Genomic DNA, 23,110 nt, shown 5'->3' on the forward strand with positions numbered 1-23,110 from the left:
TAACGGGATCCACCAGTCACCCCTCAGTACTTCAGCAGGTTCGCGTCGTCCACGGACGCCGACCTGCGGGTTCGGAAGATCGTCACGATGATGGCCAGACCGACCACGACCTCGGCCGCGGCCACCACCATCACGAAGAACGCGATGACCTGGCCTTCCAGGTTGCCGTTCTGTCTGGCGAAGGTGACGAACGCGAGGTTGCATGCGTTGAGCATCAGCTCCACGCACATGAACACCACGATCGCGTTACGCCTGATCAGCACACCGAGCGCGCCGATGGCGAAAATCAGCCCCGAGAGGATCAGGTACTGCGTCGTCACTTCGACTCCTCCTCGACCTCGACCGAGTGCTTGATCGCCTCGGCGAGCTTCGGATCGGCGGGCAGGTGGCCGTGCTCGACGTCGTAACGCGCGATGTAGCGGTTGACCGACTTCTCCGAGACCGTGCCGTCGGGCAGCAGCGCCGGCATGTCGATGGCGTTGCTCCTGGCGTAGGTGCCGGGGCCGGGCAGCGGCGAGGGCTGGTCACCCTGGAAGCGGGCCCGCGAGAGGTCCTTCTGCGTGGCCTTGGCGGCGAGCCGCTCGCGGTGGGCGAGGACCATCGCGCCGAGCGCGGCGGTGATCAGCAGCGCCGAGGTCACCTCGAAGGCGAACACGTGGCGGGTGAAGATCTGCCCGGCCAGCGAGCGGATGTAGCCGCCCTGGCCGGTCGCGGCCGCCAGGCCCTTGGCGTTGCCGAAGACGGCGTTGCCGACGGCCAGGATGATCAGCGAGGCGAAGCCCAGCCCCGCGATCACGGCCCAGAAGCGCTGGCCCTTCAGCGTCTCCACGAAGGAGTCGGAGGAGTCGACGCCCACCAGCATCAGCACGAACAGGAACAGCATCATGACGGCGCCGGTGTAGACGATGATCTGCACCGCGGCGAGGAACGGCGCGTCCTGCGCCGCGTACAGCACCGACAGGCAGAGCATCACGCCGCCGAGCATCAGCGCGGAGTAGACCGCCTTGCGGCTGAACACCACGCCCAGGGCGGCCGCCACGGACACGACGGCGAGCACCCAGAAAGTGACTTGCTCACCCATTGGTCCGTCCCAGCCGGTAGTAGTCCTCTTCGGTCTCACCGAGCCGCATCGGGTGCGGCGGCTGCTCCATGCCCTGCGTCAACGGGGCGAGCAGCATCTCCTTGGTGTAGATGAGGCTTTCACGGTTGGTGTCGGCCAGCTCGTACTCGTTGGTCATCGTCAGCGCGCGAGTCGGGCAAGCCTCGATGCAGAGACCGCACAGGATGCACCGCAGATAGTTGATCTGGTAGGTGCGGCCGTAGCGCTCGCCCGGGGAGAAGCGCTCCTCCTCGGTGTTGTCCGCGCCCTCGACGTAGATCGCGTCGGCCGGACAGGCCCATGCGCACAGCTCGCAGCCGACGCACTTCTCCAGCCCGTCGGGCCAGCGGTTGAGCTGGTGGCGACCGTGGAAGCGAGGGGCCGTCGGCCGCTTCACCTCCGGATAGTTCACCGTAACGGGCTTCTTGAACATCGTGTGGAAGGTGACGCCGAAGCCCTTGACGGGGTTCAGCCAATCAGTGAGTCCCACTTGGAACCTCCTTGTGCTGCACCCCGTGGTAGTGCGGCAGATCGAGCGGCGGCACAGGGAAGCCACCGGCGGTCGGCTCGCGGTCCAGTTCCTCGTACTCGGCGGCGACCTTGGCCTTCTCGGCCTCCTTGCGGCGCTGGTTGACCGTGTCGAACCGGGCCCAGATGCCGAGCGCGCCGACGACCACGATGGCCGCGATGGTCAGGACTACCGCCATGCTTCCCTCGAAGCCGGAGCCTGGTCCCTCCCTGACGTACATGATCGCCCGGACCGAGGCCACGAGCATGATCCACGCCAGGTTCAGCGGGATGAGGACCTTCCAGCCCAGCGACATGAGCTGGTCGTAGCGGACGCGCGGCAGCGAGGCGCGCACCCAGACCACGAAGGAGAAGACCAGGACGAACTTGATGAAGAACCAGAGCAGTCCCCACCAGCCTTCGTCCGGCAGTCCGAAGGGAGCCTGCCAGCCGCCGAGGAAGAGCGTGATCGCCATCGCCGACGCGGTGAACGTGTGCAGGTACTCGCCCATCATGATCAGGGCGAACTTCAGCGAGGAGGAGTACTCGGTCTGGAAGCCGCCGACCAGCTCGCCCTCGCCCTCGGGCAGGTCGAACGGGATGCGGGCGGCCTCGCCGAAGCCGCAGATCACGAAGATCAGGAAGGACGGCAGCAGCAGGACCACGTACCAGGACGGCATCGGGATGCCGAAGAACTCCCCGCCCGTGGCCTGCGCCTTGACGATCTCCGAGGTGGACAGCGTCCCGGCGAACAGGAACACGCCGACGAAGGACAGGCCCATGGCGATCTCGTAGGAGACCACCTGCGCCGCGCTCCGCAGACCACCCAGCAGCGCGTACGGCGAGCGTGACGACCACCCGGCGAGCACCACCCCGTAGACCGAGATGGCGCCCATGGCCAGCATGAACAGCACCGCGACCGGAAGGTCCACGAGCTGCAGCGGCGTCTGGACCCCGAACAGGTTGACCATGCCGGCGAACGGCGTGATCGAGAAGGCCAGGAAGGCCGGGATCACCATGATGACCGGAGCGAGCAGGTAGAGGGTCTTGTCCACCGTGTTCGGGAACAGGTCCTCCTTCAGGCCCATCTTCAGGCCGTCGGCCACCGACTGCAGCAGGCCGAACTTGCCGGCCCGGTTGGGGCCGATCCGGTTCTGCAGCTTGGAGATGAGCTTGCGCTCGTACCAGACGCCGAACAGGATGCCCAGCATCAGGAAGGCGAAGAGCAGCACCGCCTTGACGATGGTGATCCAGAGCGGATCCTTGCCGAAGTCGGCAAGGGTCGGTTCTGTGGCGAGGAGGATCATGAGGCGCTCCCGATCGTGACGATGTCGCCCGACACCGCGCGCAGGTCGCGGGTGACCGAGCTGCCGCCGGAGTTCGCCGGCACCCACACCACGCGGTCGGGCAGTGCGGCGATGCGCACCGGCAGCGTGATCGCGTCGCCGATGACGAGCTTGTCGCCCTCGCCCACGCCGATCTCGGCGGCGGTGCCCTCGGAGACCAGCGCCTCCGCCGCGCGCGAGGTGCCCGCGAGGTAGGGCTCGCCGTCCTGCATGCGGCCGTCGTCGAGGAGCAGGTGCCAGGTCGCCAGCAGCGCCTGGCCCGCCTGCGGGACGCCCCCGGCGCCACCGGCGGCGTTGGGCGCGGCCACGTGGCTGCCGCGCCAGGCGCCGACCGCGCCGAGCTCGCGGCGGGCGGCCTTGGCGTCGGGCAGGCCCAGGTGCACGTCCATGCGGTCGGCCAGGTTGCCGATCACGTGGAGATCGCTCTGCAGGCCGGGCACCTTGATGGGCGCCTCGAACGAGCGGCCGCGGCCCTCCCAGTTGACGAACGTGCCGGACTTCTCCTGCACGGCCGCGACCGGCAGCACCACGTCGGCGCGGTCGGTGACGGCGCTGGCGCGGATCTCCAGGCTGACGATGAACGGCGTGTTCTCCAGCGCGGCCAGCGCGGCGGCCGGGTCGGCCAGGTCGTAGGGGTCGACGCCGGCGATCACCAGCGCGTCGATCTCCTCGGCCCTGGCGGCGGCCAGGATGCCGTCGGTGTCGCGGCCGGGAGTGGCCGGCAGCGAGGCGACGTCCCACGCCCTGGCGATCTCCGCCCTGGCGCTCTCGTCCTCGACCGGGCGGCCGATCGGCAGCAGGTTCGGCAGCGCGCCGGCCTCGATGGCGCCCCGCTCGCCCGCCCTGCGCGGGACCCAGGCGACCCTGGCGCCGGTGGCGGCGCTCAGCCGTACCAGAGCCGACAGCGCGCCGGGGGCGGTGGCGAGCCGCTCGCCGGCGAGCACGATCGTGCCCTCGGCCAGCGTGCCGATGAGGTCGCCGATGGCCTCGGCCTCGGCGCCCGGCGCGGTGCGGATGAGCGTGCCGCCCATCTTGGCCAGGCCCTTGGCGGCGAACGGCGCGATCGAGGTGACCTTGAGTCCGTGCTTCATCCACGCCTTGCGCAGGCGCAGGAAGACGATCGGCGACTCGTCCTCGGGCTCGAAGCCGACCAGGACGACGGCCGGGGCCTTCTCCAGGTCGGTGTAGGAGACCTCGATGCCCTTGCCGGCGACGGCGTGGGCGAGGAACTGCGTCTCCTCCGCCGAGTGCGGCCTGGCGCGGAAGTCGATGTCATTGGTGCCGAGCGCGAGCCTGGCGAACTTGGAGTAGGCGTAGGCGTCCTCGACGGTCAGCCTGCCGCCGAGCAGCACACCGGTCCTGCCGCGGGCGGCGGCCAGGCCCTGGGCCGCGACGGCCAGCGCCTCGGGCCAGGAGGCCGGGACGAGCACGCCCTCCTCGTTGCGGACCAGCGGCGTCTTCAGCCGGTCGGGCTGCGTGGCGTAGGTGAACGCCCAGCGGCCCTTGTCGCAGTTCCACTCCTCGTTGACCAGCGGCTCGTCACCGGCCAGACGGCGGGTGACCCGGCCGCGGCGGTGGTCGGTGCGCTGGGCGCACCCCGAGGCGCAGTGCTCGCAGACGCTCGGCGTCGAGACCAGGTCGAACGGCCGGGCCCGGAAGCGGTACGCGGCGCCGGTCAGCGCGCCCACCGGGCAGATCTGGACGGTGTTGCCGGAGAAGTAGGACTCGAACGGCTGGCCGTCGGCCACCCGTACCTGCTCCTTGGCCCCGCGCTCGAAGAAGTCGATGAACGGGTCGCCCGCGATCTGGTCGGAGAAGCGGATGCAGCGCGCGCACTGCACGCAGCGCTCGCGGTCGAGCAGCACCTGCGTCGAGAGCGGCAGCGGCTTGGGGAAGGTCCGCTTGTGCTCGTGGAAGCGGGACTCGCCCTGGCCGTTGGACATCGCCTGGTTCTGCAGGGGGCACTCGCCGCCCTTGTCGCAGACCGGGCAGTCGAGCGGGTGGTTGAGGAGCAGGAACTCCATGGCCGCCCGCTGCGCCTTCTCGGCCACCGGCGAGGTGAGCTGGGTCTGCACGACCATGCCCTCGGCGACCTCGATCGCGCAGGAGGGCTGCGGCTTGGGGAAGCCGCGGCCGTTGCCGGCGTCGGGGATGTCGACCAGGCACTGGCGGCAGTTGGCCGCCGGGTCGAGCAGCGGGTGGTCGCAGAACCTGGGGATCTGGATGCCCAGCAGCTCGGCGGCCCTGATGATCAGGGTGCCCTTGGGGACGCTGACCTGGAAGCCGTCGATGCTCAGGGTCACCAGGGAGGTTTCTACAGCGGTGGTCGTCACTGGTCACCCCAGACAGTGGACTTCTTCGCGTCGAACGGGCAGCCGCCGACCTCGAAGTGCTTGAGGTACTCGTCGCGGAAGTACTTCACCGACGAGTGGATCGGGCTGGCCGCGCCGTCGCCCAGGGCGCAGAAGGACCGGCCGAGGATGTTGTCCGCGATGTCGGTGATCGTGGCCAGGTCCTCCTCGGTGCCCTGACCGGCCTCCAGGCGCCTGAGCACCTGCTTGAGCCAGTAGGTGCCCTCGCGGCAGGGCGTGCACTTGCCGCAGGACTCGTGGGCGTAGAACTCGGTCCAGCGCAGCACGGCGCGTACCACACAGGTGGTCTCGTCGAAGATCTGCAGCGCGCGGGTGCCGAGCATCGAGCCCTTGAGGCCCACCTGCTCGAAGTCGAGCGGCACGTCCAGGTGCTCGGCGGTGAAGATCGGCGTCGAGGAGCCGCCCGGGGTCCAGAACTTGATCTCGTGGCCGGCCCTGATGCCGCCGGCCATGTCGAGCAGTTCGCGCAGCGTGATGCCCAGCGGCGCCTCGTACTGGCCGGGCCGCGTGACGTGCCCGCTCAGCGAGAAGATGCCGAAGCCCTTCGACTTCTCCGTTCCCATCCCGGCGAACCAGTCGGCGCCGTTGGTGACGATCGAGGGAACACTGGCGATCGACTCCACGTTGTTCACGACAGTCGGCGAGGCGTACAGGCCCGCCACGGCCGGGAACGGGGGCTTGAGCCGAGGTTGACCGCGACGCCCTTCGAGCGAGTCGAGCAGCGCCGTCTCCTCGCCGCAGATGTACGCCCCCGCGCCGGCGTGCACGACCAGGTCGAGGTCGTAGCCGGAGCCGAAGACGTCCTTGCCGAGGTAACCCTTCTCGTACGCCTCGCGCACGGCCGCGTGCAGCCTGCGGATGACGTGGAGCACCTCGCCGCGCACGTAGATGAAGGCGTGGTTGGCGCGGATCGCGTAGGACGTGATGATGATGCCCTCGACCAGCGAGTGCGGGTTGGCCATCATCAGCGGGATGTCCTTGCAGGTGCCCGGCTCCGACTCGTCGGCGTTGACCACGAGGTAGTGCGGCTTGCCGTCGCCCTGCGGGATGAAGCCCCACTTCATGCCGGTGGGGAAGCCCGCGCCGCCGCGGCCGCGCAGGCCGGAGTCCTTGACCGCCTGGATGACCGCGTCGGGGTCCATGCCCAGGGCCTTCTTCGCCGCGTCGTAGGGGCCGTAGCCCTCAAGCGTGAAGGAGTTGGGCTGGTCCCAGTTGGCGGTCAGGACCGGCGTGAGAGTTGTGCTCATGCCTCGGGGGCCTTCCATCCGTTGGCCTTGGCGACCTTGAGGCCCTCCAGCGAGGCGCCGGCGGCCGCGGGGCCGTCGCCCGCCAGCTCGTCGGGCAGCCCGGCGAGCACGCGCGAGGCCTCCTTGAAGGTGCAGAGCTTCTTCGGGCCGCGGGTGGGCGAGACGCTCTTGCCGTCACGCAGGTCGTCGACGAGCTGCTTGGCCGACTCTGGCGTCTGGTTGTCGAAGAACTCCCAGTTGACCATCATGACCGGGGCGAAGTCGCAGGCCGCGTTGCACTCGATGCGCTCCAGCGAGACCCTGCCGTCGGCGGTCGCCTCGTCGTGACCGACGCCGACGTGCTCCGACAGCTCCTCCCAGATCTGGTCGCCGCCCATGACGGCGCACAGGGAGTTGATGCAGACGCCGACGTGGAAGTCTCCGGCGGGCCGGCGCTTGTACATCGTGTAGAACGTCGAGACGCCCACCACTTCGGCCTTGCTCAGGCCCAGGATCTCCGCGCAGAACTCGTGACCGTCGTCGGAGACGTAGCCCTCCTCCGACTGCACCAGGTGCAGCAGGGGCAGCAGCGCGGAACGAGTCTTCGGGTAACGCCCGATGATCTCCTTCGCGTCCCGCTCAAGACGCTCGCGGACCTCCGGTGAATAGCTCACCGGTCAACACCTCCCATAACCGGGTCGATAGAAGCCACCGCGGCGATCACGTCGGCGACCTGGCCGCCTTCCGTCATGGCGGGGAAGGCCTGCAGGTTCGTGAAGGAGGGCTCGCGGAAGTGCACGCGGTAAGGCCGGGTGCCACCGTCGCTGACCACGTACGCGCCCAGCTCGCCCTTGGGCGACTCGATCGCGGCGTACGCCTGCCCGGCCGGCACCCTGAAGCCCTCGGTCACCAGCTTGAAGTGGTGGATCAGGGCTTCCATGGAGCTGCTCATGATGTGCGCGATGTGGTCGGGAGAGTTGCCGAAGCCGTCGGGGCCCAGCGCGAGCTGCGCCGGCCAGCCGATCTTCTTGTCCTCGACCATCACGGGCTTGCCCTTGAGCGGGCCGGCGATCCGGTCCAGGGCCTGCTCGATGATCTTGAGGGACTCCTCCATCTCCTTCATGCGCACCAGATAGCGGGAGTAGACGTCGCAGCCGCGCTCGGTGGCGACCTCGAAGTCGTAGGTCTCGTAGCCGCTGTAGGGCTGCGACTTGCGCAGGTCCCAGGGCAGGCCGGCGGCGCGCAGGATCGGACCGGTGACGCCCAGCGCCATGCAGCCGGTCAGGTCGAGGTAGCCGACGTCCCTGGTGCGGCGGACGTAGACGGGGTTCTCGTCGAGGAGCTTGCGGACGTCCTTGATCCGCTTGGGCATCTCCTTGAGGAACTCGCCCACCTTGTCCACGGCGCCCGCGGGCAGGTCGACGCTGACGCCGCCGGGCCGTACGTAGGCGTGGTTCATGCGCAGGCCGGTGATGTACTCGAACAGGTCCATGACCAGCTCGCGGTCACGGTAGCCGAACAGGAACGGCGTGGTCGCGCCCAGCTCCATGCCGAACGTGCCCATCGCGACCAGGTGCGAGGCGATGCGGTTGAGCTCCATCATCATCACGCGGATGGCCTGGGCCCGCTCGGGGACCTGGTCGGTGATGCCGAGCAGCTTCTCCACGCCCATGCAGTAGGCGGTCTCGTTGAAGATCGGCGCGAGGTAGTCCATGCGGGTCACGAACGTGGTCCCCTGGGTCCACGTCCGGTATTCCATGTTCTTCTCGATGCCGGTGTGCAGGTAGCCGATGACGCCGCGCGCCTCGGTGACCGTCTCACCGTCGAGGGTCAGGACCAGCCGGAGCACGCCGTGCGTGGACGGGTGCTGCGGGCCCATGTTGACGACCAGGCGCTCTTCCTCGGAGTCGCGCGCGCTGGTGACGACCTCGTCCCAGTCGCCGCCGCTGACCGAGTAGACCTTGCCCTCGGTCGCCTCGTCGTAGCCGGTGCTCATGAGTACGACCTCCTCTCGTCAGGCGCGGGGATCGTGGCGCCGCGGTATTCGACCGGGATGCCGCCCAGCGGGTAGTCCTTGCGCTGCGGGTGGCCGTCCCAGTCGTCGGGCATCATGATCCGCGTCAGCGCGGGGTGGCCGTCGTAGACGATGCCGAAGAAGTCGTACGCCTCGCGCTCGTGCCAGTCGTGCGTCGGGTAGACGGCGACCGACGACGGGATGTGCGGGTCGGCGTCCGGCGCGGAGGTCTCGACGCGCACCCGCGTGTTGTGGGTGATCGAGGCCAGGTGGATGACCGAGTGCAGTTCCTCGCCCTGAAGGTGCGGGTAGTGCACGCCGGTCACGCCGAGCGACAGCTCGAAGCGCAGGTCGGCGTCGTCGCGCAGCTTGCGCAGGACCTCCACCAGGCGCTCGCGCTTGACGTGGAGGGTCAGCTCGCCCCGGTCGACGACCACGCGCTCGATGGCGTCGTCCAGGTCGAGGGTGTCGACCAGGGCGTCGAAGTAGCCGCCGTAGGGGCGGGGGGTGGAAAGCTGGGGGGCCCGCCGTACGACGAGGCCGCCGTAGCCCGAGGTGTCTCCCGTGTCGTGGGCGCCGAACATGCCCTGGCGGGCGATCGGCGTCTCCGGTACCTCGGGAAGGTTGTCGCTCACTTCCCCGCCCCCTGGTCGATCAGCGGAAGATGGCGCAGGGCCTGCAGTTCGAGCTCGTCGATCTGCTTCTTGCGGTGCGCGCCGAACTTCATGTTCTGGATCTTGTCGTGCAGCTTCACGATCGAGTCGATCAGCATCTCGGGCCGCGGCGGGCAGCCGGGCAGGTAGACGTCGACCGGGATGATGTGGTCCACGCCCTGCACGATGGCGTAGTTGTTGAACATGCCGCCGCTAGAGGCGCACACGCCCATGGAGATGACCCACTTGGGCTCGGCCATCTGGTCGTAGATCTGGCGCACGACCGGCGCCATCTTCTGCGAGACGCGGCCGGCGACGATCATCAGGTCGGCCTGGCGGGGAGACGCCGAAGCGCGCTCCATGCCGAAGCGCGCCAGGTCGAAGTGGGGGCCACCGGTGGCCATCAGCTCGATGGCGCAACATGCGAGGCCGAAGGTGGCCGGCCACACGGAGTTCTTGCGCGCCCAGCCTGCGGCCTGCTCGACCGTGGTGAGGATGAACCCGCTGGGGAGTTTCTCTTCAAGTCCCATAATCAGTCCCAGTCCAGACCCTTGCGGCGCCACACGTACGCATAGGCGACGAGCACGGTGACGATGAACAGCACCATTTCGACCAGCGCGAACACGCCGAGGCCGGAGGCGATCACCTGGCCGTCGGCGCCCTTCAGCGGGGCGAAGGAGACCGCCCACGGGTAAAGGAAGATGATCTCGATGTCGAACACGATGAACAGCATCGCGGTGATCATGTATTTCAGCGGGAAGCGTCCGCCACCGACAGGCTGGGGCGTCGGCTCGATGCCGCATTCGTAGGCGTCAAGCTTGGCGCGGTTCCAGCGCTTGGGACCGGTGAAGGGAGCGATGGCGACCGAGAAGATCGCGAAGCCTCCCGCGAGAATGGCGAGCACCAGGATGGGCACATAAAGGTCCATCGCTACGCCTCCTCTTCTGTCGCCACGCGCGCGGGCGCGCAGTCTGACCTATAAGTTTGCCGGGTGGGTCTGCGGTTCATGCTGGTGGGGCGACCTTCGAGAGTGCGTTGATGATCCTGTCTGACGCATCGCCTCGCCGGTCGGTGAGATTACCAAGGAGTTTGAGCGCGAAGCGCATCAGCCTCGGGTGAGGCAGGCCGTGCCTCGTACCGAAGCTCATCACACCGGGCTTCCCGATCGCCTCGACGAACAATCTGCCCAAGGTGAAATATCCGCCATACGCGTCCTTGAGGACCTGCGGGTAGGTGCGCAGGATACGTTCCTGCTGGGCGGGGGTGGTGCCGCGGAGCGCCTTCGCGATCACCTCGGCGGCGATCTCGCCCGTCTCCATGGCGTAGGCGATGCCCTCGCCGTTGAACGGGTTGATGGCGCCGCCGGAGTCTCCGACGAGCACGAGGCCGCGGGTGTAGTGGGGCTGCCTGTTGAAGGCCATCGGCAGGGCCGCGCCGCGGATCGGCCCGGTCATGTTCTCCTCGGTGAAGGCCCACTCGGCCGGCATGTTCCTGCACCACCGCTTGAGGAGCTCGCGGTAGTCGATCTTGCCGAAGGCGTCGCTGGTGTTGAGCAGGCCGAGCCCGACGTTGCTGGTGCCGTCGCCGACGGGGAAGATCCACCCGTAGCCGGGCAGGAGCGTGTCCTCGTCCCACAGTTCGAGCCACGTCTCGAGGTAGTCGTCGTCGTGGCGCGGGCTCTGGAAATAGGTGCGTACGGCCACGCCCATCGGGCGGTCCTCGCGCTTGTGCAGCCCCATCCCGAGCGCCATGCGGGTGCTGTTGCCGTCGGCGGCGACCACGAGGCGGCTGCGATAGGTCGAGCCGTCCTTGGTGGTGACTCCGCTCACGTGCCCGCTGCGCCCGTCGAGGACGGGGCCGGTGACGTTGACGCCCTCCATGAGCCGCACCCCGGCCTTGACCGCGTGGGCGGCCATGATCTGGTCGAAGTCCTGGCGGGTGCGGACGAGGCTGAAGTCGGGGAAGCTGTCGAGCTGCGGCCAGTCGAGCTCGAAGCGGAGCCCGCCGCCGACGACCCGCAGGCCCTTGTTCCTGATCCAGCCGGGCCCGTCGATGTCGACGCCCATGTTCTGGAGCTGCTTGACCGCGCGCGGGGTCAGGCCGTCGCCGCAGACCTTCTCCCTGGGAAATCGCGTCTTCTCCAGGAGGAGCACATCCAGCCCCGACCTGGCCAGGTAGTACGCGGTCGCGGAACCCGCGGGACCGGCTCCGACGACGATGACGTCGGCGTCAACTGTGGCTGCTGGCACGGTCACTGGACTGTCCTGTCCTGTCCTGTCCTACACGCTCGAAGGCCGTGGGGTAAGGCGCCTTCGTTCCTTTGTGAACCCCTTCACAAACTTGTCGGCCCGCAGTCTAACGCTTTTACGGGGCAAAGTGGCAGCCGGGGGCCTCGTTCATGAGGCCGGCTTGTAACCACGGTGCATGGCGACGATGCCGAGGCTCAAGTTGCGCCAGGCGACGCGCTCCCAGCCCGCCTCCTGGATGATCCTGGCCAGCGACGGCTGGTCGGGCCAGTCTCTGATCGACTCGGCCAGATATTCGTAGGAGTCGTCGTTGGAGCCGAAGACCTTGGCCACCTTGGGCAGCATCCTCATCAGGTACTCGCGGTAGAACAGGTCGAAGGACTTGACCGTCACGTGCGAGAACTCCATGACCACCAGCCGCCCGCCCGGCTTGGTGACGCGCAGCATCTCGCGCAGCGCCACCGGGGTGTCGTGCACGTTGCGCAGCGCCACCGAGATCGTCACCGCGTCGAAGCTGTCGTCGGCGAACGGCAGCCGCATCGCGTCACCGGCGACGAACGGGATGCCGGGGCCGCTGAGCGCGTTGCCGCCGTGGCGGCGCACGCCGGTCTGCAGCATGCCGAGCGAGAAGTCGGAGGCGATGGCCCGCGCGCCCAGCGTGGTGAAGCTGTCGGTGGAGGTGCCCGTCCCCGCGCCCAGGTCCAGGACGACCTCTCCGGGCCCCGCGTCGACGGCCGCCGCGACCGCCTTGCGCCACTGGCGCACCTGGCCGAACGAGATCACATCGTTGACGAGGTCATAGCGCCGGGCCGTGCGATCGAACATCGCGGCGACCTCGTGCGGCTGCTTGTCCAACTGAGCGCGGGTCATGCGGCAAGCCTATTGCCCCCGCCCGTAAGCCCCTCATCGCGTGTGCTCTATCCCGACAATGAACGGAAAGTAGCCACTCCATAACGCACCGTCTGCTACTACTTGGCGCATGTTCGCGCGTGTCACCCTTGCAGCGGCCATCGCGATGGCCCCTGTCACGCACACCCGCGTGGTGTCCGCCAACCCGGCCGACACCACCCCCCACGTCCTCGACGGCATCGTCAACTCCATCGCCCTGGTGGGCGGCACGGTGGTGGTGGGCGGCTCGTTCAGCGAGGTAGCCGACGCGAGACGCACGAGAACCTACCCCCGGAGCAACCTCTTCGCCTTCGACCTGGCCACCGGCGCCGTCCTGCCGGACTTCGCCCCGGTCGTCGCCGGCCCCGTCCACGCGCTGGCGGCCGGCGCGGGCGGCACCGTCTACGCCGGCGGCGACTTCCCGTCCGTCAACCGCACGCGGGCGCGCGCCCTGGCCCGCCTGAGCCTGTCCGACGGCTCGGTGGTACGCGGCTTCGCCCCGCGCGTGTCCGGCGGCACCGTCACCACGCTGGCCAGGCGCGGCGCCCATCTCTACGCCGGCGGCGACTTCACCGCGCCGAGGACCGCGCTGGCCAGGCTCGACGCCACGACCGGCGCGGCCGACCCGAGGTTCACCATCGAGCCCGGCCTGCCGCGCACCCCGAAGGTCAAGGTGCACGCGCTGGCCGCGAGCGCCGACCGGCTCGTGGTCGACGGCAGCTTCACCGCGCTCGACGGCGAGCCGAGGCCGCAGCTCGGGGTGATCGACATCTCCACGCCGGAGCCCCGGGTGGCCAACTGGCGCACTGCCGCGTACGAGCCCGCCTGCCAGGACGTCTTCCCCAGCTACGTCCGCGGCCTCGACCTGTCGCCCGGCGGCGACTACTTCGTGGTCGTCACGACCGGCGGCAACGGCGACCCGCGGCGGCTGTGCGACAGCGCGGCCAGGTTCGAGACCTACACCAGCAGCCAGCGCGTCAGGCCCACCTGGGTGAACCACACCGGCGGCGACTCGCTCTACTCGGCGGCGGCGACCGGCGCGGCCGTCTACGTGGGCGGGCACCAGCGCTGGATGAGCAACCCGCGCGGGCGCGACTCGGCGGGTCCGGGAGCCGTGCCCAGGGAGGGCATCGCCGCCCTCGACCCGCGCACGGGAAAGACGCTGGCATGGAATCCGGGACGCGAACGCGGTATCGGCGTCAAGGCATTTCTGGCACACAGCCGCGGACTACTCGTTGGTAGTGACACAACACGACTCGGACGGGAGTACCATGCCCGGATTGGCATGTTCCCTCTGCCCTAGTCGTCCTGCGGCTTAGGCCGGTTGATCTTGTCGTTGATGCGGGCGCTCATGGCGTCACGCTGCTTGGACAGCAGGACGTAGCTGGCCACACCGCTGATCAGGAAAGCCACCAGGATCAGCACCAGCGGATTTTGCAGTCCGAGCAAGTACAGGACACCGAGGGTCACGATGAACAAGCCGATGCGCGACGCGGTGTAAACGAGAACGGGATGCACAGGTCAGAGGTTACTCGCCCCTGGTCGTGCCCCTGCGGGCCGCACCGGCCGCCGCTCTTCGCATCGGGCGCGAGCACTGCTACTGTTCCCAGTCAGGGTGTTTCGTAAAGAAACACCCACGAGAGCCCCAAAGAGGCTCTATCATATAACAATCGGGCAGTCAGCCGATAACAACCCGTGATCTTTGTAGAAAACCACGGATAAATCAGGCTTCGCTCGACACACTGGTTACCTGTCCGCCCGCTGGCAGGAAGCGGGATGCGAGGGGGAGAGATTGGTGGAGAGTAGCAGCGAGCGTCTGCTGACCCCAGGAGAGGTTGCCGCCCTCTTCCGGGTAGACCCAAAGACGGTTACGCGCTGGGCTGCGGCAGGCCGCATCAGCAGTATCCGCACCCCCGGAGGGCACCGGCGCTTCCGCGAGTCGGAAGTGCACGCCCTTCTTCGAGGCGAGGACGTTCTTACGGCCGAACGGCCGGCAGGTGAGTCCCCGCGCGTCTGACGTTCCGTCAGGTCGGTGATCCTGCGCCGCAGGATCACCGCCACGGATCCCACAGGCACGCTCTCCTCGCCGGTACGGCCCGGCCCCCACGGCCATGGACCGAGACCAGCGCCCCACCCCGCGCTGAACCCCGGCACGCGTGCCCACGCCTTCTACGCACATTGCCCGGACGACCCGAACCACGATCCGGCCTCCACCCCTCAGGCCGTCGCGGTGACCAACACCCCCCTCCGGTCAGGGTTGTCCCCCGGTGTCAGCCATCCTCCTGCCGCGCCTTGAAGGCCAGGAACTCCCGTTCCAGATCGTCGTTCTCCGCCAGCCAGCGCGCCCGCCGCTCGGCCGCCTCCTCTTCGGTGCAGGACTCCGGCAGCCACCGCTCGTAGTCGGGATCCCCGGGCTCCAGTTCCACGTACGCGTTGCCGATGAGACGCCCGTCTTCACTGGTCAGGCTCTGCGGCACGCGCAGGGTCCCGTCAGCGAGCCGGATGACGTACATCGCTCATCACCTAGATTCCGTAGCGCCGGTTGAAGAACAACATGACGTCGAGGGCCATCCGCGTGTCACCGCTCAGCATGTCGACCAGCGCCGGACGCTGGCGCGAGGCGATCGCGGCGAAGGCGTCCGCGAAGAACTCCTTGCGGCCGAGTCCGCCACCCTGCCGGTGGAAGGCGGAGGCCAGCATGGGAGCGGCCTTCTCGTAGAGTGCCACGAACTCGGGCAAGTCGGAGACCCAATCGCCATGCGGGGAGTCGATGTCGTCGAGGGCGTGGCCGACCTCGTGCATCATCACGTCGGGGGTGGGCGAGGGCCGGTCGCCGACGACGATCTTGCGGTCGCCGTACGCGCCGGCGCAGATGTCCCAGGATGCCTTGCCGGAGGGCAGCGGGGCGCCGCGCAGGTAGCCCATGTCGTCGAGGTCGGGGACGCCGCCGGCGCCGACGTAGATGCCTTCGAGGCCGATGGCCAGCTTGCGCTTCAGCCGTTCCGGGAGCCTGGCGAGGCTCTCCACGGCGCGCACGGCCTCCGGCGAGGGCGGACCGAGACGGGCGTCCCACTGGCGGTGCAGGACGGCTTCCAGCTCGCCGCAGTGCCGTAAGCCGTCGGCCTGGACGGGCGCGTCCGGCCGGTTCGGCTGCGCGCGCGGCGGCAGGTCGGTGAGCTCGAAGTCGTGCCAGGTGTACTGCGGCCGCTCCACGACGGCGGCGGGCAGCCGCTCACGCCGCCAGCCCGGCTCGTCCACCCGCTCAGGACCGCGCTCAGGACCCCGCCCAGGACCGCGGCCTTGCTCAGAACCGCGCGCCCCCTCGGACCCGCGTGCTCCGTCCGCGCCGCCGGCCTCCTCGGAGCCGCGCGTCCGGTCGGAGCGTCCTGTCCGCTCCGCGTCCTGCGCGCGCCCGCGGCGCTCGCGCCTCCTGAACGGCCACGCGCTCCGGTCCGCCTGATCGCGCGGGGTAGGCCCGTCCGCCCCGGGCGCCCTACCCGGCCGCTCCGCACGCCGCCGCTCGGCCTCCCTGAAGCCCTCGGCAGGCGCGTCACTGGACCAGAACGAGCGGTCCGCCTCCGGCGGCGCGTCACCGCGGCGCGAGAAGAGGTAGGACCCGCGCCGCCACCAACGTCCACGTCGATGCCGGCCCTTGTCGCTGGAGAAGGCCATCTCACCCCTAGACACCCTGCCCATCAGGCGAAACCCCACCGCCCCGCCTGATCCCGTTCCACGGTACGCGGCCGATCTTCCCGAGTCACCCGAAATGGGACAGCAAGCAAGCACGATCACGCCGCGGATGGCTTACAGTTCGGGCATGGCAGGTGTCCTGTTCACCCTGGCGGTGCTGGCTTTCTGGCTCTACTCCCTGTTCGACGTCATCACGACGCCGGAGGACGAGGTGCGGAACGTGCCAAAGGCCCTCTGGGTGCTCGTCATCATCCTCGTCCCCGTGGTGGGCGGGCTCCTGTGGTTCCTGCTGGGCCGGCCGATCCGCGGTGCCTCAGGCGGCGACGGCGGCGGGCCCCTGCGCATGCCGAAGCGGCCCGCGCCGCCACGTCAGGACCCGCCCAAGGGACCCGAGGACGACCCTGACTTCCTGCGCGACCTCGACAAGCGGATGCGCGGGGAGGAGTGACCTGCCGGGTCAGTTGCCGACGTCGGCGTAGCTGTGCATGCCGCCGAGGAAGATGTTGACGCCGACCAGGTTGAACATCAGGCACGCGAACGCGACCAGTTGCACGATCGTGGCGGCCCTGCCGCGCCAGCCGGCCGTGACCCTGGCGTGCAGGTAGGCGGCGTAGGCCACCCACGTGATGAACGACCAGACCTCCTTGGGGTCCCAGCCCCAGTAGCGTCCCCACGCCTTGTCGGCCCACAGCGCGCCGGCGATGACGGCGAAGGTCCACAGCGGGAAGGCCAGCACGATCGCGCGGTGCGCGACCCGCTCCAGGTCGGCGCGGGTGGGCAGGCGCGAGAGGCCGTCACCGCGGATGAGGTAGAGGACGCCGGCCGCGCCGGCCACGATGAACAGGCCGCTGGCCACGATCGCGGCGGAGACGTGGATGGCGATCCAGTAGGAGTTGAGCGCGGGCACCACGGGACCGGCGGCGGTGTAGAGGAACTTCACCGCGGCGCCGAGCCCGAGCACCGCCACGACCATGACGAACGGGCCGAGGAAGCGCACGTTCGCGCGGAGCTGCGTGATGAGGAACGCGGCCACGGCGGCCAGACAGATGGCGACCACGAACTCGTACATGTTGCCCCAGGGCCAGCGCTCCACCGCCAGCCCGCGGGTGACGATGGCGGCGGCGTTGGCCACCCAGCCGATCCAGGCCAGGGCCAGGCCCACCTTGCCCGCGGTGCCCGCCCAGGCGGGCGGTTCAGGCTCGGCGGGAACATCCACCGGACCGGGGGCCTGGTCGGGGGACTCGTCCTCCGGAGCGCCGACGGTCACGGGCTGCCTGACGCGGCCCTTGGCGGGTGCGTCGGTACGGGCCCTGCCGTAGGCCAGCTCCAGGGCGAAGCCGATCATGGCGGCGAGGTAGAGGAGCACGGCGCCGACGACGAGCTGATCGCTCGCCTCGGCCAGTACTTCAGCGGACATCCTTGTCTCCAGCTGATAGGACCTTGACGATGTCGGCGAACTCCTCGGCGAAGCCCGCGGCGGAGCCCTCGGTGCGGGTGAGGCCGCCCACCTCGGCGGTGCCGTCCTTGACCCGGACGAACACGCGGCGGCGGCGGATCATCAGCGAGAGCACGATGGACACGGTGGCCAGCCCGGCGGCGAGCAGGGCGGGCACCCGGCCCGGATCGTAGGCGATCTGAAGCGTCATCCACTCCTTGACCTCGACGAACTCCAGCTTGCCGAGCCCGTCGGGCAGGTCGAACGACTGGCCGGGGGCCAGCGGTTGTGGCGCCTTGGAGCCCATGACCACCGGCTTGAGCTTCTTCATGATCTCGGGGGGCGCCAGCTCGTACACCGACTGGGGTTGTCCCGAGCGGACCCCGAAGTCGCCCGTGAAGGCGCCGAGGACCTGCACCCTCGGCATGAGGTCGCCGGGGAAGCTGGAGGTGAAGCCGCCCGCCTGGGCGGGGGCGATGGTCGGCAGGAAGCGCAGGAGGAAGCCGAGCTGGCCGGGCTGGGCGTCGGGCGCCTTGAGCACGCAGCCGGAGACCCGGGTGGCGGGGAACTCGATCAGGCACGGTACCGCGCCCTCGAAGGCGACCTGGCCCTTGCCGTCGGTGACGCGGAAGTAGGGGGCGTAGCCGTTGCCGATGAGGTAGGTCTGGGTGCCGTTGATCTCCAGCGGCTCGTTGACCTTCAGCTCGTAGTCGCGCTCCGGGGCGCCCGGCGCGTCGTTGACCTTGAGGTGGGCGGAGAAGTCGAGCGGCTGGCCGACCTTCGACGGGTCGCCGCCGACCTGGTAGGCGGCCTTGAACTCGTCGAGCGTGAACGAGAACGGCTCCAGTGACTCGGCGGAGACCTGGCTGCCCGGCATGAAGCGGTCGTAGGCGGCGACGGTGTTGGCGAAGCCCTCGTCCTCCACGACCAGCACGTTGCCTCGGTAGCCGAACAGCGCGCCGATGCCGACGGCGACCAGCAGGCCGAGCAGGGAGACGTGGAAGAGCAGGTTGCCGGTCTCGCGCAGGAAGCCCTTCTCCGCCGAGACCCAGCCGTCGCCGGTCTCGACGCGGAAGCGCAGCTTGCGCAGCCTGCGCGCGGCCTCCTCCGCGGTCAGCCCCTCGTCGAGGACCGTGTGGTGGGGCAGGCGCGACAGGTGGCGCGGCGCGGCGGGCGGCTTGCGCCGCAGCTCCTTGAAGTAGGTGGCGGTACGCGGCACGATGCAGCCGATCAGCGAGGTGAACAGCAGCAGGTAGATCGCGGCGAACCAGACCGAGTTGAAGACGTCGAAGAGCTGGAAGCGCTCGTACCACTCGGCGCGGACCGGGTCGTTGAGGTAGATCTGCGCGACCTTGTCCGGCTCGACGCCGCGCTGCGGGATCAGCGAGCCGGGGATCGAGCCCAGCGCGAACAGGAACAGCAGGAGCAGCGCGGTCTTCATCGAGGTGAGCGTGCGCCACGACCAGCGCAGCCACGCCACGGGGCCGAACCCCGGCGGCTTGGGCGCCTGCTTCTCCATCTCCTGGACCGCCATCAGATCACCGGCTGGAATCCGCCGATGAGCCCCTGCAGGCTCGCGATCATCTGTCCCCACAACCCGGTGACGAGAAGGACTCCGACGGCGACCATCATGCCTCCGCCGATGCGGGTGATGAGCTGGGAGTGCTTGCGGATCGCCTGGAACGTCCGCAAAGCCCTGCTGTACGCCAGCGCCGCCCCCACGAACGGCAGCCCGAGCCCCAGCGCGTAGAAGACGGCCAGGGTGGCGCCGCGCGCGGCGCTGCCCTCGTTCAGCCCGAGCGCGAGCACGACGGCCAGCGTCGGGCCGATGCACGGCGTCCAGCCGAGCCCGAACACCACGCCGAGCAGCGGCGCGCCCGCCAGCCCCGCGGCCGGCCGGCGGTGGATGCGCACGTCACGCATGAAGCCCGGCACCACGCCGAGGAAGGCGAGACCGAGCACGATCGTCAGCACGCCGAGCACCCGCGTGATCGTCTGGGCGTTGCCCAGCATCAGCGAGCCGAGGCCGCCGAACAGCGCCCCGCTCAGCACGAACACCACCGCGAACCCGGCCACGAACAGCACGGTGCCCAGCACCAGCCGCCCACGCTTGGGGTCGGCGCTCATCCCCGTCACGTACGACAGGTAACCGGGCACCAGCGGCAGCACGCACGGCGACAGGAACGACACGATCCCGGCGAGCACCGCGATCGGCACGGCCAGCAGCAGCGACCCCGAGGCCACGACCTCATTCATCGCGGACCTTGGTGACCGTGTTCATCAGGTCGGTGTACTTCACCGCGCCCAGCGCCCTGGCCGCGATCCTGCCCTGCCGGTCGATGATCAGCGTGGACGGGATGGCCGCGGGCGGCACCGTGCCCTGGAAGGACAGCGCCACCTTCCCCGGCTGGTCGAAGATGCTCGGGTAACCGGACTGCTCGGTGCGCTCGAACGCGATCGCGTCGGCCTTGCGGTCCTTGAAGTCGATGCCGAGGAACTCCACGCCGCTCGCCTTGGTCTTGGCGGCGACGTCCTTGAGCACCGGCGCCTCGGCCCGGCAGGGCCCGCACCAGGACGCCCAGAAGTTGATCACCACGACCTTGCCCTTGTGGGCGGCCAGCGAGGCGGTGCCGCCGTCGAGCGTCGGCCCTTCGACGGCGGGGGCGGGCTTGCGCTCGGCGGCGGCGAAGACCTGCATCTTCCCGTCGCCGGCGATGAAGCGGGTGTCACCGGCCTGCGGCTGGCCGCTCTGGTTGCCCGCGCAGCCCGCGACCAGGACAGTCAGCAGGGCGAGGGAGACGGACGTCGCGCGCACGGGAGGATGATCTCCTTGTACTACAACCGGTAGAGCTTGCAACTCTACCGGCGAGGTCGCACGCCCTGAACACCAGGGCTCAGGCTCCCGGCAGACGCGGACCTTTCGCCAGCGACCCGGCGGGCTCGCTGTAGCCGACGCTGACGAGCCGGTCCCGGTCGAAGGTCAGGCTCGTGAGGCTGGCCAGCGCGCACTGCCGCCGCCGAGGGTCGTGCCACAACCGGCGCCCCTCGGCCGCCAGCCGGATCGCCCAGATCGGGAGCTGATGGCTGACCAGCACCACCTCGTGCCCGCGCGCGGCGGTCCGCGCCTCCTCGACGACCGCCCGCATCCGCGCCACGATCTCCAGGTACGGCTCGCCCCACGACGGCTTCCACGGGTTGTAGAAGTAGCGGTAGTTACGCGGGCTGCGCAGGATTCCGAGGCCGGCGCCCACCGTCCTGCCCTCCAGCAGGTTGCCCGCCTCCACCAGCCGTTCGTCGGGCGCCACGGTCAGGCCCAGCGCGGTGGCCAGCGGCGCGGCGGTCTCGCGGGCACGTTCCAGCGGGGAGGAGTACAGGGCCACGATGTCGCGGCCGGCCACGGCCTTCGCGACCATCTCGGCCATCTGCTGACCTGTCTCGGACAGGTGGTAGCCGGGCAGCCGGCCGTAGAGGATGCCGTGGGGGTTGTGCACCTCACCGTGGCGCAACAGGTGAACGACGGTGGTTTCAGCCATGGTGTGGCACAGCCTATCCGTTTCGATGGCGCTTATAGCCGACTCGGCCTCGTCCGAAAAGGGCACCGAGGGTAAAGTCGCCTTGACTGCGCCTAGGGTTCCGCGTTCCGGTCCGTCCTGATGACACACAACCAGGGCCGGGAGACAGGTCCGAGCGGCGCCGCGGCCTTGGCCGTACAGCTGACGGGACAAAAGCCTGGAGGCTCCTTATCCGTACACCCGGAAAGGAGCTCACCGCTTGACCGCCTGGGCCCTCGCTCTCGTCCTCGTCGCCGCCGTGGCCCACGCCACCTGGAACCTCCTCAGCAAGAAGGCCTCCCAGGCCGACGGCCTGATCTTCGTCTGGCTGGTCGCGGTCGCCTCGACCGTCATGTGGGGGCCGGTGTTCGCCGGGTTCCTGCTCGTCACGGGCACGCCGGTGCGGTGGCTCGACGTGGCGCTGGTCTGCGTCAGCACCTCGTTGCACCTCGGGTACTTCGTGCTGTTGCAGCGTGGATACCGCTACGGGGATCTTTCGACGGTGTATCCGGTGGCTCGGGGCACCGGGCCGATGCTGGCCAGCCTGGTGGCGGTGCTGTTCCTGGGCGAGCGGCCCGGCTTGGCGGGGATCGCGGGGATCGCGCTGGTCGGGATCGGGGTGTTCATGATGAGCGGCGGTGGCCGGTCCGATGCCCGCGGGCTGGGGTTCGGGCTGGGGACCGGGGTGTTCATCGCCGCGTACACGGTGTGGGATGCGCAGGTGGTGGGCGCGTTCGCGGTGGCGCCGCTGGTGCTGAACTACCTGGGCGAGGCCGGACGGGCGCTGGCGCTGACGCCGGCGATGCTGATGGGCGCGCGGCGGCGGCAGATCGGGGGGGTCTGGCGCGCGCACCGGTGGCACGTGCTGGGGGCGGCCGTGCTCGTCCCGCTGTCCTACCTGCTGGTGCTGTTCGCCTTCACGGTGGCGCCGGTGAGCGTGGTGGCGCCGACGCGGGAGATCAGCGTGCTGATCGCGGTCCTGCTCGGCGGCAAGCTGCTGGCCGAGGGCGACCTCAACCGCAGGCTCCTGGCCGCCGGGGTGATCCTCGGCGGCGTGGTGACGATCGCGCTCAGTTGAGCGCGCCCGCCTCCTTCAGCGCCTCGACCATCGCCCTGATGGCGGGACGGCGGGCGGCGTCGGTGCGCCAGATGGCGTAGATGCGGCGGGTCTGCCGGGGCAGGGTGGGGATCGCGCGCACCCGCGACGGCATGCAGTCGCGGCCCAGCCTGGGCACGATCGCGCAGCCGAGCCCGCCGGCGACCAGCGCCATCTGCGTCGGGTACTCGTCGGCCATCGAGACGATCTCCGGTTCGAGCTCGGCGCTGCGCAGCGTGTAGACCAGCCAGTCGTGGCAGATGGTGCCGGGTGAGGAGCTGACCCACCGCTCGCCGCTCAGCTCGGCCAGCTCGATCTCCTTACGGCCGGCCAGCGGGTGGTCGGCGGGCAGGATCACGTCGGCGATGTCGTCCAGGAGGATCGCCTTGGACAGCCCGTCGGGGATCGCCATGGGCCGGTTGAGCCAGTCCTGAACGACGCCCAGGTCGAGCTCGCCCCTGGCGACCTCACGCACCACGCGCTCCGGCTCCCGCTCGTTGAGCTGGATCTGCAGGTCGGGGTGGCGATCGCGGAGCGCGCCCAGCGCGGGCGGCATCAGGCCGCGGGCGGCCGTGGGGAAGGAGCCCACGTGCAGCTTGCCGACCACCGCGCCGCGCAACGCCTCGAAGTCGGCCTCCGCGGTCTCGACCAGGGCCAGGATGCGCTCGGCGTGCTCGGCGAGCAGTCCCGCGGCGTCGGTGAGCCGCACGCCGCGCCCGCTGCGCTCCATGAGCCGCGAGCCGGTCTCCCGCTCCAGCTTGGCTATCTGCTGCGACACCGCGGACGGCGTGACCATGAGGGCGTCGGCGGCGGCGCCCACCGAGCCGTACACGTGCACGGCGTGCAGCGCCTTGAGGCGATTCAGATCAAGCATCGAGTGTGAGCCTCCTCTCGTAAGCCACTCTAAAGGGTTTAGCGTAGAAAGTCTCGCTTGTGGTTGATTGTGTAGCGCGAGAAAATATATGCATGAGAAACAACAAGGCTCCG

At 69.5% G+C, this 23,110-nt stretch carries 26 protein-coding genes; 4 read left to right on the forward strand and 22 right to left on the reverse strand.

All coding sequences use genetic code 11. The annotated features are described in order from the left end of the window. Nucleotides 1-23: 23 nt before the first annotated feature. The 13 genes from nuoK to ACIBEJ_RS19320 all read right to left on the reverse strand — a co-directional run bounded on the left by nuoK (nucleotide 24) and on the right by ACIBEJ_RS19320 (nucleotide 12,333). Nucleotides 24-320, reverse strand: coding sequence for an NADH-quinone oxidoreductase subunit NuoK (gene nuoK / locus ACIBEJ_RS19260; RefSeq protein WP_397184080.1), 297 nt, complete (start codon nucleotides 318-320; stop codon nucleotides 24-26). Beyond that, complete coding sequence (locus ACIBEJ_RS19265) at nucleotides 317-1,081, reverse strand: NADH-quinone oxidoreductase subunit J (protein ID WP_397184081.1); 765 nt, start codon at nucleotides 1,079-1,081, stop codon at nucleotides 317-319. Before ACIBEJ_RS19265 ends, nuoK begins: the two co-directional genes overlap by 4 nt. Next, nucleotides 1,074-1,589, reverse strand: a complete 516-nt coding sequence (gene nuoI / locus ACIBEJ_RS19270) for an NADH-quinone oxidoreductase subunit NuoI (protein WP_397184082.1) — start codon at nucleotides 1,587-1,589, stop codon at nucleotides 1,074-1,076. Before nuoI ends, ACIBEJ_RS19265 begins: the two co-directional genes overlap by 8 nt. Continuing rightward, on the reverse strand, nucleotides 1,576-2,913 hold the full coding sequence (nuoH, locus tag ACIBEJ_RS19275; RefSeq protein ID WP_397184083.1) for an NADH-quinone oxidoreductase subunit NuoH: 1,338 nt from the start codon (nucleotides 2,911-2,913) through the stop codon (nucleotides 1,576-1,578). The genes nuoI and nuoH overlap by 14 nt, the downstream gene beginning before the upstream one ends. Further along, nucleotides 2,910-5,258 (reverse strand): NADH-quinone oxidoreductase subunit G, encoded by a 2,349-nt coding sequence (locus tag ACIBEJ_RS19280; RefSeq protein ID WP_397184330.1) that lies wholly within the window; start codon nucleotides 5,256-5,258, stop codon nucleotides 2,910-2,912. The genes nuoH and ACIBEJ_RS19280 overlap by 4 nt, the downstream gene beginning before the upstream one ends. A 23-nt stretch (nucleotides 5,259-5,281) precedes the next feature. Next, the gene (gene nuoF / locus ACIBEJ_RS19285; protein ID WP_397184084.1) at nucleotides 5,282-6,571 is read right to left on the reverse strand and encodes an NADH-quinone oxidoreductase subunit NuoF; all 1,290 of its coding nucleotides are present in this window, start codon (nucleotides 6,569-6,571) and stop codon (nucleotides 5,282-5,284) included. Continuing rightward, nucleotides 6,568-7,224, reverse strand: a complete 657-nt coding sequence (gene nuoE, locus ACIBEJ_RS19290) for an NADH-quinone oxidoreductase subunit NuoE (protein ID WP_397184085.1) — start codon at nucleotides 7,222-7,224, stop codon at nucleotides 6,568-6,570. The genes nuoF and nuoE overlap by 4 nt, the downstream gene beginning before the upstream one ends. Further along, nucleotides 7,221-8,546 carry an NADH-quinone oxidoreductase subunit D gene (locus ACIBEJ_RS19295; protein WP_397184086.1) on the reverse strand — a complete coding sequence of 442 codons (1,326 nt, stop codon included), beginning with the start codon at nucleotides 8,544-8,546 and terminating at the stop codon, nucleotides 7,221-7,223. The genes nuoE and ACIBEJ_RS19295 overlap by 4 nt, the downstream gene beginning before the upstream one ends. Beyond that, on the reverse strand, nucleotides 8,543-9,148 hold the full coding sequence (locus ACIBEJ_RS19300; protein WP_397184331.1) for an NADH-quinone oxidoreductase subunit C: 606 nt from the start codon (nucleotides 9,146-9,148) through the stop codon (nucleotides 8,543-8,545). Before ACIBEJ_RS19300 ends, ACIBEJ_RS19295 begins: the two co-directional genes overlap by 4 nt. 47 nt (nucleotides 9,149-9,195) lie before the next feature. Beyond that, the gene (locus ACIBEJ_RS19305) at nucleotides 9,196-9,747 is read right to left on the reverse strand and encodes a NuoB/complex I 20 kDa subunit family protein (RefSeq protein ID WP_397184087.1); all 552 of its coding nucleotides are present in this window, start codon (nucleotides 9,745-9,747) and stop codon (nucleotides 9,196-9,198) included. A gap of 2 nt (nucleotides 9,748-9,749) precedes the next feature. Next, nucleotides 9,750-10,145 (reverse strand): NADH-quinone oxidoreductase subunit A, encoded by a 396-nt coding sequence (locus ACIBEJ_RS19310; RefSeq protein ID WP_397184088.1) that lies wholly within the window; start codon nucleotides 10,143-10,145, stop codon nucleotides 9,750-9,752. A 76-nt stretch (nucleotides 10,146-10,221) separates the two neighbouring features. Beyond that, nucleotides 10,222-11,472 carry a geranylgeranyl reductase family protein gene (locus ACIBEJ_RS19315; RefSeq protein WP_397184089.1) on the reverse strand — a complete coding sequence of 417 codons (1,251 nt, stop codon included), beginning with the start codon at nucleotides 11,470-11,472 and terminating at the stop codon, nucleotides 10,222-10,224. Nucleotides 11,473-11,613: 141 nt separating this feature from the next. Beyond that, on the reverse strand, nucleotides 11,614-12,333 hold the full coding sequence (locus ACIBEJ_RS19320; RefSeq protein ID WP_397184090.1) for a demethylmenaquinone methyltransferase: 720 nt from the start codon (nucleotides 12,331-12,333) through the stop codon (nucleotides 11,614-11,616). Between the two features lie 109 nt (nucleotides 12,334-12,442). Here ACIBEJ_RS19320 and ACIBEJ_RS19325 point away from each other — a divergent pair, with 109 nt between their 5' ends. Further along, nucleotides 12,443-13,654 (forward strand): hypothetical protein, encoded by a 1,212-nt coding sequence (locus tag ACIBEJ_RS19325; RefSeq protein ID WP_397184091.1) that lies wholly within the window; start codon nucleotides 12,443-12,445, stop codon nucleotides 13,652-13,654. On the opposite strand, the gene ACIBEJ_RS19330 is transcribed toward ACIBEJ_RS19325, so the two are convergent. Further along, nucleotides 13,651-13,869 (reverse strand): DUF4229 domain-containing protein, encoded by a 219-nt coding sequence (locus tag ACIBEJ_RS19330; RefSeq protein WP_397184092.1) that lies wholly within the window; start codon nucleotides 13,867-13,869, stop codon nucleotides 13,651-13,653. The genes ACIBEJ_RS19325 and ACIBEJ_RS19330 overlap by 4 nt on opposite strands. A 277-nt stretch (nucleotides 13,870-14,146) precedes the next feature. Between ACIBEJ_RS19330 and ACIBEJ_RS19335 the strand changes: the two genes are divergently transcribed. Further along, nucleotides 14,147-14,368, forward strand: coding sequence for a BldC family transcriptional regulator (locus ACIBEJ_RS19335; protein WP_157248821.1), 222 nt, complete (start codon nucleotides 14,147-14,149; stop codon nucleotides 14,366-14,368). Between the two features lie 253 nt (nucleotides 14,369-14,621). Here the strand turns inward: ACIBEJ_RS19335 and ACIBEJ_RS19340 are convergent, their stop codons facing one another. Further along, nucleotides 14,622-14,864 carry a hypothetical protein gene (locus ACIBEJ_RS19340; RefSeq protein ID WP_397184093.1) on the reverse strand — a complete coding sequence of 81 codons (243 nt, stop codon included), beginning with the start codon at nucleotides 14,862-14,864 and terminating at the stop codon, nucleotides 14,622-14,624. Between the two features lie 10 nt (nucleotides 14,865-14,874). Then, nucleotides 14,875-15,609, reverse strand: coding sequence for a hypothetical protein (locus ACIBEJ_RS19345; protein WP_397184094.1), 735 nt, complete (start codon nucleotides 15,607-15,609; stop codon nucleotides 14,875-14,877). 559 nt (nucleotides 15,610-16,168) lie between these two features. Between ACIBEJ_RS19345 and ACIBEJ_RS19350 the strand changes: the two genes are divergently transcribed. Then, nucleotides 16,169-16,489, forward strand: coding sequence for a PLDc N-terminal domain-containing protein (locus ACIBEJ_RS19350; RefSeq protein ID WP_397184095.1), 321 nt, complete (start codon nucleotides 16,169-16,171; stop codon nucleotides 16,487-16,489). Nucleotides 16,490-16,498: 9 nt separating this feature from the next. Here ACIBEJ_RS19350 and ccsA read toward each other — a convergent pair whose 3' ends face one another. The 5 genes from ccsA to ACIBEJ_RS19375 form a co-directional block, all read right to left on the reverse strand. Then, nucleotides 16,499-17,458, reverse strand: coding sequence for a cytochrome c biogenesis protein CcsA (ccsA, locus tag ACIBEJ_RS19355; RefSeq protein ID WP_397184096.1), 960 nt, complete (start codon nucleotides 17,456-17,458; stop codon nucleotides 16,499-16,501). Next, nucleotides 17,448-19,010, reverse strand: coding sequence for a cytochrome c biogenesis protein ResB (locus tag ACIBEJ_RS19360; RefSeq protein ID WP_397184097.1), 1,563 nt, complete (start codon nucleotides 19,008-19,010; stop codon nucleotides 17,448-17,450). Before ACIBEJ_RS19360 ends, ccsA begins: the two co-directional genes overlap by 11 nt. Further along, nucleotides 19,010-19,732: a cytochrome c biogenesis CcdA family protein gene (locus ACIBEJ_RS19365; protein WP_397184098.1), complete on the reverse strand. Its 723-nt coding sequence runs from the start codon at nucleotides 19,730-19,732 to the stop codon at nucleotides 19,010-19,012. The genes ACIBEJ_RS19360 and ACIBEJ_RS19365 overlap by 1 nt, the downstream gene beginning before the upstream one ends. Continuing rightward, nucleotides 19,725-20,291 carry a TlpA family protein disulfide reductase gene (locus tag ACIBEJ_RS19370; RefSeq protein WP_397184099.1) on the reverse strand — a complete coding sequence of 189 codons (567 nt, stop codon included), beginning with the start codon at nucleotides 20,289-20,291 and terminating at the stop codon, nucleotides 19,725-19,727. Before ACIBEJ_RS19370 ends, ACIBEJ_RS19365 begins: the two co-directional genes overlap by 8 nt. Nucleotides 20,292-20,370: 79 nt before the next feature. After that, nucleotides 20,371-21,009 (reverse strand): histidine phosphatase family protein, encoded by a 639-nt coding sequence (locus ACIBEJ_RS19375; RefSeq protein ID WP_397184100.1) that lies wholly within the window; start codon nucleotides 21,007-21,009, stop codon nucleotides 20,371-20,373. Nucleotides 21,010-21,247: 238 nt separating this feature from the next. Between ACIBEJ_RS19375 and ACIBEJ_RS19380 the strand changes: the two genes are divergently transcribed. Beyond that, nucleotides 21,248-22,105: an EamA family transporter gene (locus ACIBEJ_RS19380; RefSeq protein WP_397184101.1), complete on the forward strand. Its 858-nt coding sequence runs from the start codon at nucleotides 21,248-21,250 to the stop codon at nucleotides 22,103-22,105. Here the strand turns inward: ACIBEJ_RS19380 and ACIBEJ_RS19385 are convergent. Next, on the reverse strand, nucleotides 22,098-22,997 hold the full coding sequence (locus tag ACIBEJ_RS19385) for a LysR family transcriptional regulator (RefSeq protein ID WP_397184102.1): 900 nt from the start codon (nucleotides 22,995-22,997) through the stop codon (nucleotides 22,098-22,100). The two genes, ACIBEJ_RS19380 and ACIBEJ_RS19385, sit on opposite strands and share 8 nt — an antisense overlap. Nucleotides 22,998-23,110 lie beyond the last annotated feature (113 nt).

The organism is Nonomuraea sp. NPDC050790 (assembly GCF_044456745.1).
Taxonomy (GTDB): Bacteria; Actinomycetota; Actinomycetes; order Streptosporangiales; family Streptosporangiaceae; genus Nonomuraea.

Bases quoted from the DNA above. Each gene is read 5' to 3' on its own strand.
- ACIBEJ_RS19265 (WP_397184081.1), bottom strand. From the start codon at position 1,081: ATGGGTGAGCAAGTCACTTTCTGGGTGCTCGCCGTCGTGTCCGTGGCG.
- nuoH (WP_397184083.1), bottom strand. From the start codon at position 2,913: ATGATCCTCCTCGCCACAGAACCGACCCTTGCCGACTTCGGCAAGGAT.
- nuoF (WP_397184084.1), bottom strand. From the start codon at position 6,571: ATGAGCACAACTCTCACGCCGGTCCTGACCGCCAACTGGGACCAGCCC.
- ACIBEJ_RS19295 (WP_397184086.1), bottom strand. From the start codon at position 8,546: ATGAGCACCGGCTACGACGAGGCGACCGAGGGCAAGGTCTACTCGGTC.
- ACIBEJ_RS19300 (WP_397184331.1), bottom strand. From the start codon at position 9,148: ATGTTCGGCGCCCACGACACGGGAGACACCTCGGGCTACGGCGGCCTC.
- ACIBEJ_RS19305 (WP_397184087.1), bottom strand. From the start codon at position 9,747: ATGGGACTTGAAGAGAAACTCCCCAGCGGGTTCATCCTCACCACGGTC.
- ACIBEJ_RS19310 (WP_397184088.1), bottom strand. From the start codon at position 10,145: ATGGACCTTTATGTGCCCATCCTGGTGCTCGCCATTCTCGCGGGAGGC.
- ACIBEJ_RS19320 (WP_397184090.1), bottom strand. From the start codon at position 12,333: ATGACCCGCGCTCAGTTGGACAAGCAGCCGCACGAGGTCGCCGCGATG.
- ACIBEJ_RS19325 (WP_397184091.1), top strand. From the start codon at position 12,443: ATGTTCGCGCGTGTCACCCTTGCAGCGGCCATCGCGATGGCCCCTGTC.
- ACIBEJ_RS19340 (WP_397184093.1), bottom strand. From the start codon at position 14,864: ATGTACGTCATCCGGCTCGCTGACGGGACCCTGCGCGTGCCGCAGAGC.
- ACIBEJ_RS19350 (WP_397184095.1), top strand. From the start codon at position 16,169: ATGGCAGGTGTCCTGTTCACCCTGGCGGTGCTGGCTTTCTGGCTCTAC.
- ccsA (WP_397184096.1), bottom strand. From the start codon at position 17,458: ATGTCCGCTGAAGTACTGGCCGAGGCGAGCGATCAGCTCGTCGTCGGC.
- ACIBEJ_RS19360 (WP_397184097.1), bottom strand. From the start codon at position 19,010: ATGGCGGTCCAGGAGATGGAGAAGCAGGCGCCCAAGCCGCCGGGGTTC.
- ACIBEJ_RS19365 (WP_397184098.1), bottom strand. From the start codon at position 19,732: ATGAATGAGGTCGTGGCCTCGGGGTCGCTGCTGCTGGCCGTGCCGATC.
- ACIBEJ_RS19375 (WP_397184100.1), bottom strand. From the start codon at position 21,009: ATGGCTGAAACCACCGTCGTTCACCTGTTGCGCCACGGTGAGGTGCAC.
- ACIBEJ_RS19385 (WP_397184102.1), bottom strand. From the start codon at position 22,997: ATGCTTGATCTGAATCGCCTCAAGGCGCTGCACGCCGTGCACGTGTAC.